Raw genomic sequence first — 13,161 nt, 5'->3', positions numbered from 1 at the left:
CAAATGAAATGATTGGATGATGGGGACTAACTTTATCCTTGTTGGTTAAAACTAAATATTGATTGAAAATTAAAGAAAGGCGAAATATGAACTTTTTTGAACAACTTTTTCTTTTAATAGACTTTTTAATTCACTTTTTACCGCTCTTGTTTATCTTTGTTGTTTTTATTGTTTCATGGATAGTTTATATCTGTATAAAGAAGCCTTTCTATAAAAGCATTTATGGGAAAGTGATTAGTCTACTCTTTTTGGGAACTTTGATTTGGAATCTTGTTTATTTTTGCGGAGAAGATCATGGCGGCTCTTACCAATTAGTAAAATTAAAACCAGGCGAAGCTGTTTATGTAAAGATTAAAAAGCCTAATTTTGAGCTAATACAGGGTTCAGGAGTCAGTGTTTTAAAATTTAAAGATAAAACAGATGGGAAAATTAGAATATACGATTCTTATTTGAGAGAGCAGATAGGTGAAAATGAGTATATCTACGATGCAGAAAAAAAGTCTGTTTACTACTATAATGAAAAGGATGGAGGGATAACAATCCCAAACGAACAGGCTTTATCCGATTTAGGTGTTGAGTTTAACGAAAGCTATAGCATTGATGTCAACTTTACCCAAAATAGAGCGTTTGTTTTTAGTGTAAGTGACAGTGATCAAGATATCACTGTCCAAAACGAATCAGATAAACCCATATCTTTTTATGTCAAAGCCTATCACAGAGTCTATGGCTCAGAAGGTAGGGATCGAGATATAGAATAATATCTTACAAAACATGCTGCTGTTTCTGTCTTTCTTTGAAATCAGCATAAAAAAACGAATACCCTCAGCATATTTTGGTTAACAGGTATTCGTTTTTATTTTCTATTTTAGAGCTTCATTTCTTCCGATACTGGCTTGGTGTCATTTGGTAGTATTTTTTAAACTGGCGGTTGAAGTTGGACAGATTATTAAAGCCTACTTGGCTGGAGATTTCCAGTACAGAGAGATTAGAGTGCTGCAGGAGTTCGGCTGCCTTGCGCAGACGGAATTGGATTAGGTACTCAATGCAGGAAACGCCCAGATGCTTCTTGAAGAAGTTCATGAAATGGGTGGAGCTGTAGCCACAAATGCCAGCCAGTTGGTCAATATTCAGGTCTTCTTGGTAGTGGGCATTGATGTAGTCAATGATGGAGCGAATTTTTTCTTCCTTGCGGTAGCCTTCGGGTGACAGGTCTTTGGAAATGACATAGCCGTTCTCAAAGAGCAGGTAGAAGAGCTGGTTGAGTTGGGCTTTGAGCTGAAACTCGTAGTGAGATTTGCGGAAATAGCCTGTTTCCATAGCTGCTAAGAGGCACTGGCGAATCTCCGCATAGGCTGTATCATTGGGCTTGATCACATGAGTCAAGTCCAGCTGACCATTGTAGAGGGGCTGCAGGTAGTTGATGCTGGCCTGATCCATGGCAGAGTAGCCCATCAGATCCAGATGAAAATTAATGGCGTCCATATAATGGTGCTCGTCGTTGATGGGGTGGATGGAGTGTAGGGCATTGGGGCGAATCAGGATAATATCACCTTTTTCGCTGTTAAAGTAGTCGTCGTCAATATGAAATTGTGCTTTTCCTTCGTGGACATAAATCATTTCAACATCGGTATGCCAGTGGAAAAGAATATCTGGATGACCATTCTCAGTGATGGTGCGAGTCAGAGAATAAGGGGTTCCTTGGTTTTTGAAAACGGTATTTTTATGTAGTTGGCCTAAATCAATCATGGGGACACTCTTTCATAGAATAGTACAATTTATTAAGATAATTGTGTTAGAAAATATGTTTGACAACTATTATAATATAAATATAAAAAAAACGAAAGCGAGAAAATGCAAATGGGTAAATTTCCGCAGAATTTCCTCTGGGGCGGTGCAACTGCAGCCAACCAGTATGAAGGTGCCTATAATCTGGATGGAAAAGGCCTGTCTGTTCAGGATGTGACTCCAAAAGGCGGAGTGCCAGCCAAGCCAGGTGACCGCAATCCTTTGATTACCAAGGGGCCGACAGCAGATAATCTCAAGCTGGAAGGGATTGATTTCTATCATCGTTATAAGGAGGACATTGCCCTCTTTGCGGAGATGGGTTTCAAGGTCTACCGAACTTCTATTGCCTGGTCTCGGATTTTTCCAAATGGGGACGAGCTGGAGCCCAATGAAGCTGGTCTGCAATTTTATGACAATCTTTTTGACGAACTGGCCAAATATGACATTGAGCCGCTGATTACCCTGTCTCACTATGAAACTCCCCTGCATTTGGCTCGTCAGTACAATGGTTGGGCCAACCGTGATTTGATAAGCTTCTACGAGCGCTATGTCCGCACGGTTTTTACTCGCTACAAGGATAAGGTCAAGTATTGGCTGACCTTTAATGAAATCAACTCTGTTCTCCATGCACCTTTTATGAGCGGAGGCATTGCCACGCCAGCTGAAGAACTATCCAAGCAGGACCTCTATCAAGCAGTCCATCATGAGCTAGTGGCTTCTGCCTTAGCAACGAAAATTGGTCATGAGATTAATCCTGATTTTAAGATTGGCTGTATGGTTCTCGCCATGCCAGCCTATCCCATGACACCTAAGCCTGAAGACGTGCTGGCAGCTCGGGAATTTGAAAATCAAAACTACCTCTTCTCTGATATCCATGCGCGTGGGAAATACCCTGCCTATATCAATCGTTTCTTCAAGGAGAATGGGATTGAGATTCAGTTTGCGCCAGGTGACAAAGAGCTTTTGGCTGAAAATACTGTAGACTTCATTTCCTTCTCTTACTATATGAGTGTGGTTGCGGCTCATGATCCGGAAAATTATTCTTCCGGCCGAGGCAATCTGCTAGGTTGTATTATGAATCCTCATCTGGCTAGCTCAGAATGGGGCTGGCAGATTGACCCAGTTGGCCTGCGTTTGGTATTGAATAGCTTTTATGACCGCTATCAGCTGCCTCTCTTCATCGTGGAAAATGGTCTCGGAGCCAAGGATGTCTTGGTGGATGGTCCAACTGGCCCAACGGTTGCAGATGACTACCGCATTGATTATCTCAAACAGCATTTGCAGCAGGTAGGAGAAGCGCTGGAAGATGGCGTAGAACTGCTAGGTTACACAACTTGGGGCTGTATTGACCTGGTCTCAGCCAGCACGGCAGAACTCAGCAAGCGCTACGGCTTTATCTACGTTGACCGCAACGATGACGGTAGCGGAACTCTAGCCCGTTATAAGAAAAAATCTTTTGATTGGTACAGAGAAGTTATCGCGTCGAATGGTGAAAGTCTTTATCGGGATTGAAAGTCTTGTAAAAAATAAAATCTCTCCTTATAAAATAAACCAAGTCCTATCTGGCTTGGTTTTTCTATATTTTAAGATGGGAATTGGTTGAACCTTCTTGATTTCAAAGGAAAGCTGTCTCTATAAAAAAGTAAGAATTTATTTGCAAAATTACAGATACATGAATCCGTTTGCAAAAAAACAAAGACGCCTCAAATAAAATATGGTATAATATGTTAAGAATATCTATTTCAGGAGGGAAAATCATGAGTAGGAAAATCCGTTTCATTTCTCTGCTTACTCTGTTGATTTGTTTTCTGATGGGCTGCAGTCTATTTCAAAAGAACGGTGGCGGTCCAGGAGAGCAAGGCAGCCAATTTTCGGAAAGTGTTCGTAAGCTGAGAGAAAAATACAGCAAAAATACTCCTTATGATGTCCAAGAAAAGGTCATTCAGATCAAGGAAAATGAGCCTATTACATTTCCGACAGAGGTACAAAAACCTAACGATTTTGAGACACTGCCACATGCAGGACAGACTGAGTTGATTTCTTCCTTTGAAATTTATGGGGATAGCAGCTTACGAGCTATTTTAGGAGGTGACTTTAAGCTGAATGATAAGCGGCAGATAGTGATTGAGCCAGCTTATCATTTCTCTGCGACTAGAGTGGAGGCAAATGGAGAGCATACGGAATATGGTCTAGCCAAGCAAGGTGAGAGCTGGGGTGTCTTTGATACGCTCTATTTGCTGCAACGGGATGATGAGCGCACAGGTAAAAAGCTTAAAAAGCCAAAACTTTGGATCGTTAAGATAGATAAGAAAGGGCGCGATAAGCTAGCTCTGAAGACCAAGAGCAGTCTGCTCGGAGATGGTCGCTTGCAGCTGGAATGGACGGAAGTGCCGGGAGCGGACTCTTATTCCATTATAAAAAGAGAGTATGTAACCATACCTGGCAGTGATACCAAGACAGGTCTTTATAACTATAAAGAGGTCGATCGGGTCACTTCGACAGTGTATCGGACAGATTTGCCTACCCACTATGATAGCCGCAACGGGGGCCGTTCCGGAGATGATCCGATACTTGCCAGACAACGGTTGCTGCAGGCTTACGATCAGGATTACAGTAAGAAAACGGTTGAGAAAAAGCCTTATGAACTCCTTGTTGTTCCCCTCAAAGACAAAGAAGCTTTAGGCACGATCAGCAATCCTATCTCATCTGATAGCTTTGCGAAACTGATGCCGAATCAAATCGATTTTCGGACTTTTTCTGACCAGGTTTCCGCCCTACGGCAGAAGGGAAACATTCCTGAAGAAGCACCACTGCAGATGATGGATGGCCAGACTCAGAACTTTCCAATCGTCTATGAAAAAATTGAAAAAGAAGGTCGGGATGTCAGATGTCTGGTCTCTATCAAGGGCATGCCTACTGTCAAAACGGACTTTTTCATTGAACAGGCCAGTGTCGAAGAAGTGCAGCCTGTTGTAGATAAGCATAATGAAAAGGTCAATAAAGAGGAAAGCAAGTCAGGTGTTTCAGAGAAATATATCAGTGTAGAGCAGGCTGACTTGGATCTCAAGGGTAAAACAGTCGTTCATGATGTTAGTGATATTGAGGAAAGAGTGGCAGCCAGAAGTGCGGCGCAGGAATATTTTGCTAAGGCTCTTCTGTCCGATGCAGAATATGTCGATTACAGTGAGTTTCCAGAGCTGAGTGAAGGAGATGTCAGTGAATTGCTTCACGATGTTTTAGAGCAAAATCCAGTCATTCAGCAGGGAGTGGTTCCTGCCATTGATGCTAAGCAACATGTGGTAAGTTTTAAATACGATGCTGATGAAACAGCCAAATATAAGAAGGCCCGGAAAAAAGTCAAAGAGATTGTTAAAGACATCATCAAAGACCAGATGAGCGACAGAGAAAAGATTGAGGCAATTAATCAGTATATGATTGAGCATATTAGCTATGATAAGGCTGCTTACCAAGGCTTTTTGAATTACAAAACATCTATTGAGAATAAAGAATCAGAAGAAGCTATTTCAAAAGCGTTTAAGGATATGCAGGACGGTATTCGCAAGTATGAATCTAGTTTTGATATTACTGGTCCGCTATTTGAGGGTAAGGGAGTTTGTCAAGCTTATGCTGTAACCTTCCAGGCTCTTGCTCAGGAAGCTGGTCTCGAAACCATGTATGTGAGTGGAAATACAGATGATTTTGACCCGCATACTTGGAACTTCGCAAAAGTAGATGGTCAGTGGCTGGCTTTAGATGTTACCTGGAATGACTCTGATGGAGACAGCGATAAAACAGAAAACGAATACTTGCTATTGGCCATGGATAATCCACTCTACGCACAGAGCCACTATGCCTTTGACAGATACGAAGATGCTATTAAAGAATGATGCTCCAAATAGAAGCAATCTTTAATAGATGCCAAAGTCTTGTAAGGCAAGGAAGAAGCCAATCAAAAACCCTGAGATACTGTTATCTCAGGGTTTTCTATGCTTTTATTTCCTCCAGCTTTCGACTTCTTTCTGGTGGTTTTTAATCCACTCTTTGGCTGCAGCTTCTGGTGAGCTGCCTTCGTTAATCTTAAGCATAACTTCTTCCATGTCCTTTTGAGTCCAGTTGAAGTTGTCTAGGACCTTGTTGACTTCTGGTAAGTCCTTGTCTAGATTTTTCCGAGTAATAGTGTGGATAGCTTCCTTGCCGCCCATGGTTCCCTTAGGATCCTTGAGGTATTTGAGGTCGTATTTGGAGAACATCCAGTGTGGTGACCAGCCGGTTACGATGATATCTTCTTTATTCTTAATAGCCTGATCCAGAGCAGTAGTCATGGCTCCTGTTGAGGAAGAAGAAAGATTCCAGCCACTGAGATTGCTGTATTCTTGCATAGTCTTCTCAGTTGCGGTCATGATACCAGCGCCGGGCTCAATACCTGTGATGGTTTTCTTGGCTTGGTCTGACAGGTCTTCGATGGAGTCGACATCCATATAGCTTGGTACGACTAGCCCTGTTTTAACGCCCTCAAGGTTTGGCCCCAAGTCCACTAGCTTGTCCTTGTACTCCTCATAGAGAGCAGCGTGGGTGGTCGGCAACCAGGCAGAAACCATGGCATCGGCTTCGCCATTAGCAACGGACTTCCACATAACGGCATTGTCCAGCGGTGTGATGGTGACATCGTAACCCATTTCCTTGAGAGCTTCCGCTACGACATTGGTTGAGGCAACTTCGGAGTCCCATTCAACATAGGCAAGGTTGACCTTTTCTTTTTTGCTTTGCTGAAGCTTGGTCACTTGATTTCCGACAAAGGCTGTCAGGATGACAGCAACCAGAGCAGACCAGAGCATAATCTTGTTGCGTTTTTCCTTGGCAGTGACCGGTGATTTTTTAGCCAGAGGCTGGTTGAGCTTCTGGGTCAGGCGGTCAATGATAATGGCCAGAATAACCAGAGATACCCCATTGACAAAGCCGGAACCGATGTCGGCATGCTGCAGGGCGGAAAGAACGCCGCGGCCAAGTCCTGGCGCCCCAATCATAGAGGCAGTAACGACCATGGACAGAGCCAGCATGATGGTCTGATTGACCCCAGCTAGGATGGTATTTTTAGCCAGAGGCAGCTCGACTTTGAAGAGTTTCTGCTTGCCAGTGCCCCCAAAAGAGTCTGACGCTTCAATCAGCTCGGTTGGAATCTGACGAATGGCTAGATTGGTAAAGCGGACAGTCGGTGGCAGGGCAAAGATGACAGAGGCAAAGACCCCAGGCACCATACCAATACCGAAGAAGGCCACGGCCGGTATCAGGTAGACAAAGGCCGGCATGGTCTGCATAAAGTCCAGCAAGGGCTTAATGACAGCTTCGACACGGTTGCTCTTAGCCATCCAAATCCCCAGAGGAATACCGATGATAATGGAAATGGCACTGGAGACGATGACCAAGGTCACAGTATTCATGAGATTTTCCCAGAGGCCTTGGTTGTAAACAAAGAGCAGGCCTAGGAAGGTGAGCAGGGGCAGCCCCAGCTTACGCTTGGAAATCAAATAGGTAAAGATAGTGATGACTGCGATAAAGAGCAGGGGCGGAATGAAGAGCAGGGTATCTGTCATTCCATTCATGATGGCATTTCCGATAGCCTGAAGGACCGAGAAAAGCCCAGAGAAGGTATCTGTTACCCAGTTAGTAAAGGCCTCAACCCATTGAGAAACGGGGATTGGCTGTTGTAAAATATTCAAAATGCGAACCTCCCTTATTCTTCAGATTCAGTAGTATTGGCCAAGGCTTCGATGACTCGACCTTTGATAATAACGCCGACTAACTTGTCCTTATCATCTACAACGGCCAGAGGCGCTGGTGAATCGTAAATCAACGGGAAAATATCGGTAATCAGGGTTTCCTGAGTGACCTTGCGGACGTTCTTATCAATCACTTCAGCCAGTGCTTGATGCTGTTTACGGGCATCGCGGGCAGCTTCGGCAGTCAGACTGCCCTTGAGGTGCCGCTTCCTATCCACAGCCAGCAGCATACTGACCTCTTCTTTTTTCATCCGATTAAGGGCCACGGTTGGTCCGTCGATGTCAATGTTGGTAGTCAGTGGCGTTGTCATGATATTCTGGGCAGTCAAGACCTTGGAGCGATCCACATCCTCAACGAACTCTCGAACGAAGTCATTGGCTGGATTGGTCAAGATTTCCTCACCAGTGCCAATCTGCATAATCTGACCGTCAGCCATAATGGCAATGCGGTCACCGATACGCAGAGCCTCATTGAGATCGTGGGTGATAAAGATAATGGTACGCTCATGCTCTGCCTGCAGATCCAGCAGCTCATCCTGCATTTCTCGTCGGATGAGGGGATCTAGAGCTGAGAAGGCCTCGTCCATGAGGAGAATGTCAGGATTATTGGCCAGGGCTCGAGCTAGGCCGACCCGCTGCTGCATCCCACCGGAGAGCTGATCGGGGTATTGATCCTTGAAGGACAGGAGACCGGCATTGTCCAGAGCTTGTTCAGCTAGGCGCGTGCGCTCCTCCTTATCAACACCTCGGACTTCCAGGCCGAACTCAGTATTTTCCAGAATGGTCCGATGCGGAAATAGTCCGAAGTTCTGGAAGACCATATTGAGCTTGTGGCGGCGAACGTCACGCAGCTCCTCTTCGTTCATCTTAGCTACATCCTGGCCGTCTATGTAAATGTCGCCTGATGTCGGGTCAATCAATCGGTTGAGCAGGCGGATAAGAGTAGACTTCCCACTACCGGACAGTCCCATGATGACAAAAATTTCTCCGGTCTGGACCTCAAAGTTTACATCATAAACTCCGACAGTAGCACCGGTTTTTTCTAAAATTTCCGTTTTGCTTTTGGCTTGCTGCACCATTTCCAGTGCCTGCTTTTGCCTTTTACCGAAAATTTTAGTCAAATGTTTTACTTCTAGTTTATTCAACGTATTTCTCCTTTTGCACAAGTGACTACATGTTTATTTTGATAAGTTGTCACTTAAAAGACCATCACAGTATAACATCGTGTGGTCACTTTGTCAAACCCAAAAGGCCGTCAGACCGGCATTTTTCGGCTATTATAAAAAAGGAGGTTGATTTTCTGGAATATTTCTGAAAGCCGCAAAAACCCTGTCAGACAGCGGATTCGTCTGTCTATTCTGTTTTTTGACAAAGAAAAAACAAGTGCTGTTTCACTTGTTTGTTTCAATTTCATTAAAAAATAAATTATGCATCAAACCGACTGATAATTCGTTGCCAACAAAGTAGATAGTATTGCCGGCTTCCAGCTTGGTATAAGGACCAGGCGAGATTAGGAGTTGGTCTCCCTGCTGGACTGCGACAATGGTAGCGCCAGTCGAGTGCCAGATATTGAGCTCATTGATAGATTTTCCTAGGTTGATGGCGTCTGCTGAGAGCTGGAGCTCGTAGGGATTGAAAGGGAAGCGCTGCTGGACATCCTTAGTTCGACTGAGAAGCTGATTGAGCAGCTGGGAAAAGTTGGCAAATTCTTCCTCTTGGCGCTGGATGCTTTGGTGGAGCTTGCTTTTGAGGTCCTGCAGAGAGTTGACATCTTTATAGGTCTCGAGAAACTGCTGAGCTTTTTCCTTGGAGGAGATGAAGGCCCCGCTGCCGTGACGGACTTCCATGATTTCCAGATCTACCAGCACATTGATAGCCTTGCGGGCTGTCTCAGGGGAGACATTGAAGTTGCTGGCTAGGGTAGAGCGGGCATAGATTTTGCTGCCGATGGGATATTTGCCGTCAACGATTCGCTCGGCAATGGCGACGGCAATCTGCTGGTAGCGTGGGAATGCGACTTCTTTTTTGCTCATGAGGACCTCCAATTTTACGACAGGAATATAGCTATGATTATAATATAAAACTGGAAGATTGAAAAGTGCCCTTTGTAAAATCGACCGTCTTATCCACCTCTTCTTGCCTTTCTTTTTACTTTTTTAAGTAGTATAATATGTCTAAAAGTCAGAGGTTTTCTGGAAGGGGTGAGGACATTTATGTCACAATTTATCTTGGTATTACCGGGCTTTTTGGCGGTACTGGTGCTTGTCATAGTCTCTGCCATTCGGAGAAAGCTTCGTTTTAAGAAACGTTTAGCTACTGCTTGGGGAAGTCGTGAACGGGTGGATTGCCGGCCAGACAGTGAGTCCAGTCTATATGAGTCCTTTTTATTAGACGAAGAAGCTGGAACCTATGATAGTTTGGTGGACGACCAGACTTGGGGAGACTTGGACTTTTTTGATATTTTTCAGGATATTGATACAGCAGCTCAATCCAGTCTAGGTTCAGAGTACCTTTACAGCAAACTCCGCCTGCTACATTTCGAGGCAGATCAGGAATTTGATGATTTGCAGTCCTATTTGGCTCAGCATCCAGAGGTGCGCAGTCAGCTGCAGCTACTTTTTTCTGAGATTGGCAAGAAAAATCACAATCAAGCAAAGAAACTGATCTATAAACCAGCTCAAGCTAATCACAGGGGAAGTTTATACCTATTTTTGGCTTCGATTCCGCTACTTTCTCCTTTCCTCTATTTTATCAATCCAAGTCTGGGATACATAGTTCTCATCATCAGCATGGCCTTTAATATTGTTTACTCCATGGCCACGCGCTGGTCTCTCGAGATGAAGTTGGACAGCATGAGCTATCTGGTACGGATCTTCTATATTGGTAAAAAGATTGCCCGCCTGCCCTTGCCCCAGCAAGCTGCCCTGAAAGAAGCGTTGGCTTCTTTCAGCCGAATAAAGCTTTTTGGAGAAGTCTTTCGGCCCCAGTCGGGTGCCTCTGAGCTGGAGATTTTCTATCTTTATCTCAACTCCGTCTTGCTGATACCTCAGTTGGCTCAGGCCTATATCTCCAATCGTCTGGTCAAGGCCAATCAACAGGCTAGGCAAGTGCTGGAGATTCTAGGTCGCTTAGAGGCAGCGATTGCTGTACTTAACTACAAGGAAAGCCTGCCAATTTATGCGAAACCTAGTTTTACAAGCTCATCTGGAATGAAGGGCAAGGGTCTCTATCACCCACTCTTAGAGCGACCTGTCAGCAATGATTTGGACTTTTCTAAGAATATGATGATTAGTGGTGATAATGCTTCTGGAAAATCGACTTACCTGAGAATAGCAGCTATCAATGCTATCTTGGCTCAGGGCTTAGGCTTTGCCTGCGCAGAGAAGATGACCTTGCAGCATGGTCATGTCTTGAGCTCAATGGATGTGACCGATGACATCGGCTCTGGGGATAGTTACTTTATCGCTGAGAGCAGGGCTATTGAGCGCATGATAGATTCCTTGGAAGAAGAGGGCTTGCACTACTTTTTCATCGATGAGCTTTTTAAGGGAACCAATACTGTTGAGCGGATAGGTGCAGGGCTGGCAATCATTGATTGGCTAGCTCAGAAGCCCTGTCTTTACATGATTTCGAGTCATGATGTGGAGTTGGTAGCAGCCTCTGGTCAGCTCAATGCTCAATATCACTTTGACAGTCAATATATAGCAGGAGAGATTGTCTTTGACTATAAGATTAAGCAAGGCAGCGCTTTGACCAAGAATGCGGTTAATACACTAGAGAGCCTGAACTATCCAGAAGAGATCACGGATACAGCCAGGGAGATAATCACCGCCTACGAAGCCAGCGGTTCTTGGAACTTGCTGGAAAAGGAACAGTAAAAACCAGATGATAAAGATAGAAATGGATAAAAAGATGACTGTAAAGATGATAGCGACAGACATGGATGGAACCTTGCTAGACGGACAGGGACAGCTGGATTTGCCGCGTCTGGCTACTATTTTAGATGAATTGGAGAAGAGAGACATTCGCTTTGTGGTGGCTACTGGTAATGAAATTCCACGGATGCGTCTGCTATTGAGAGATTTGGTAGAACGCATGACCTTGGTAGTCGCCAACGGAGCCCGGATTTTTGAAAAGAACCAGCTAAGCATGAGCAGCTTCTGGGAACCTGGATTGATTAGGGATGCGCTGGCTTATTTTTCCGGTCATGAAAGGGAGCTTCAGCTGGTTGTGACCTCCGAAAGAGGCGGCTTTGTTCAAGAGGGAACAGAGTTTCCCTTGATTGAAAAGGTTATGACCAAGGAAATGGCCCAGCTTTTCCACAAACGGATGAACTTTGTGCCTAGCCTTCAGGATTATTCCTTTGACAAGGTCTTGAAAATGAGTATGATGGTAGAAGAGGCGGCAGCAGCAGAGTATGCTCGTCTGATTAATCAGCATTTTGCAGGCCGATTGAGCGCGGTTGCTAGTGGTTATGGAGCCATTGACATCCTCCAAGATGGGATGCACAAGGCTTGGGGCTTGCAGCAACTGATGGCTAAGTGGCAGATTCAAAGCTCGGAAATCATGGCTTTTGGCGATAGTGAAAATGATATAGAAATGCTTGAATTAGCTGGTATTTCTTACGCTATGGAGAATGGCGATGAGCGAGTCAAAAAGGTAGCAGATTACCTAGCGCCGGTCAATACAGAAGCCGGTGTTTTACAGGTGCTTGAGCAATACTTAGAAGAGGAAAAAGGATAATGGCAGTACAATTATTAGAAGAATGGCTTCTCAAGGAGCAGGCAAAATTGCAGCAAAACTACAGAGAACTCAATCAACTCTCCGTCAAGGATCCAGACATCATCTTTATCGGAGATTCTATCGTAGAATACTATCCATTGCAGGAACTATTGCAGACGGATAAAAGACTGGTCAACCGCGGCATTCGGGGCTATAAGACTGATTTGCTTTTAGAAAATCTGGATGCCCATCTCTTTGGGCAGGCTTTGGATAAGGTCTTTATCCTGATAGGTACCAATGATATTGGCAAGGAGATGCCTCAGACAGAAACGCTGGCCAATTTAGAAGCCATTATTCAGGAGATTTCTCGTGATTATCCTCTGGCTCAGATCCAGTTGCTGTCTGTCCTTCCCGTCAATGAAGCTCCGGCCTACAAGAGCACGGTCTATGTCCGCAGCAATGAAAAGATTCAGGCCCTCAATCAAGCCTATCGCCAGCTGGCTAGCGCCTACATGAATGTCCAGTTTATTGATCTCTACGATGCTTTTCTGGACGAGGGAGGCCAGCTGCGCCCAGATTATACAACTGACGGCCTCCATCTGACCATTTCTGGCTATGCTGCTCTGTCCAAGGCTTTGCAGGAATATTTGTAGTTTCTTCGTAAGGATACAGCTCTGTTTTACCAGAACAGAGCTTTTTTATTTTCCTTAACTTACAAAAATTTTCTGTGAATGATGCTTGATTTCAAAGGGATTATGAAAATTATTATAAAACACATTGGACTTTGTGAAAAAATTTAGGGCTGTGTGTTATGTAATAGTTCTATATCATCTATGAGCATATTCTTATACAAGAGCGAAAAAACATGATAAATTGA

General features: G+C 44.4%; 10 protein-coding genes. 6 read left to right on the top strand and 4 right to left on the bottom strand.

Going from position 1 to position 13,161, the window contains the following annotated elements; translation table 11 throughout:
• Window positions 1-86 precede the first annotated feature (86 nt).
• Window positions 87-758: a hypothetical protein gene (locus J1C81_RS09845; RefSeq protein ID WP_002916008.1), complete on the top strand. Its 672-nt coding sequence runs from the start codon at window positions 87-89 to the stop codon at window positions 756-758.
• Between the two features lie 115 nt (window positions 759-873).
• On the opposite strand, the gene J1C81_RS09840 is transcribed toward J1C81_RS09845, so the two are convergent.
• Complete coding sequence (locus J1C81_RS09840; RefSeq protein ID WP_002916007.1) at window positions 874-1,746, bottom strand: helix-turn-helix transcriptional regulator; 873 nt, start codon at window positions 1,744-1,746, stop codon at window positions 874-876.
• A 105-nt stretch (window positions 1,747-1,851) separates the two neighbouring features.
• Between J1C81_RS09840 and J1C81_RS09835 the strand changes: the two genes are divergently transcribed.
• Window positions 1,852-3,297 (top strand): glycoside hydrolase family 1 protein, encoded by a 1,446-nt coding sequence (locus J1C81_RS09835; RefSeq protein ID WP_002916006.1) that lies wholly within the window; start codon window positions 1,852-1,854, stop codon window positions 3,295-3,297.
• 245 nt (window positions 3,298-3,542) lie between these two features.
• Window positions 3,543-5,672, top strand: coding sequence for a transglutaminase domain-containing protein (locus J1C81_RS09830; protein WP_032909771.1), 2,130 nt, complete (start codon window positions 3,543-3,545; stop codon window positions 5,670-5,672).
• A gap of 105 nt (window positions 5,673-5,777) precedes the next feature.
• On the opposite strand, the gene J1C81_RS09825 is transcribed toward J1C81_RS09830, so the two are convergent.
• From J1C81_RS09825 to J1C81_RS09815, 3 genes are all read right to left on the bottom strand, one after another.
• A complete protein-coding gene (locus J1C81_RS09825) occupies window positions 5,778-7,502 on the bottom strand; it encodes an ABC transporter permease/substrate binding protein (protein WP_002916004.1) in 1,725 nt (574 codons plus the stop codon).
• Between the two features lie 14 nt (window positions 7,503-7,516).
• On the bottom strand, window positions 7,517-8,707 hold the full coding sequence (locus J1C81_RS09820) for a quaternary amine ABC transporter ATP-binding protein (protein ID WP_002898349.1): 1,191 nt from the start codon (window positions 8,705-8,707) through the stop codon (window positions 7,517-7,519).
• Window positions 8,708-8,953: 246 nt separating this feature from the next.
• The gene (locus J1C81_RS09815) at window positions 8,954-9,595 is read right to left on the bottom strand and encodes a GntR family transcriptional regulator (RefSeq protein WP_002896558.1); all 642 of its coding nucleotides are present in this window, start codon (window positions 9,593-9,595) and stop codon (window positions 8,954-8,956) included.
• 180 nt (window positions 9,596-9,775) lie between these two features.
• Here J1C81_RS09815 and J1C81_RS09810 point away from each other — a divergent pair, with 180 nt between their 5' ends.
• From J1C81_RS09810 to J1C81_RS09800, 3 genes are read left to right on the top strand one after another with little or no spacing between them, the layout of a single operon-like run.
• Complete coding sequence (locus J1C81_RS09810; protein ID WP_002916002.1) at window positions 9,776-11,440, top strand: MutS-related protein; 1,665 nt, start codon at window positions 9,776-9,778, stop codon at window positions 11,438-11,440.
• 7 nt (window positions 11,441-11,447) lie between these two features.
• A complete protein-coding gene (locus tag J1C81_RS09805) occupies window positions 11,448-12,305 on the top strand; it encodes a Cof-type HAD-IIB family hydrolase (protein WP_002915994.1) in 858 nt (285 codons plus the stop codon).
• Entirely contained in the window at window positions 12,305-12,937 is a 633-nt protein-coding gene (locus J1C81_RS09800) for an SGNH/GDSL hydrolase family protein (protein ID WP_002915989.1), read from the top strand. Before J1C81_RS09805 ends, J1C81_RS09800 begins: the two co-directional genes overlap by 1 nt.
• The last annotated feature ends 224 nt before the right edge of the window (window positions 12,938-13,161 follow it).

The sequence above is a fragment of the Streptococcus sanguinis genome (assembly GCF_050225395.1).
GTDB lineage: Bacteria > Bacillota > Bacilli > Lactobacillales > Streptococcaceae > Streptococcus.
This window is presented reverse-complemented; position numbering and strand designations above follow the sequence as displayed.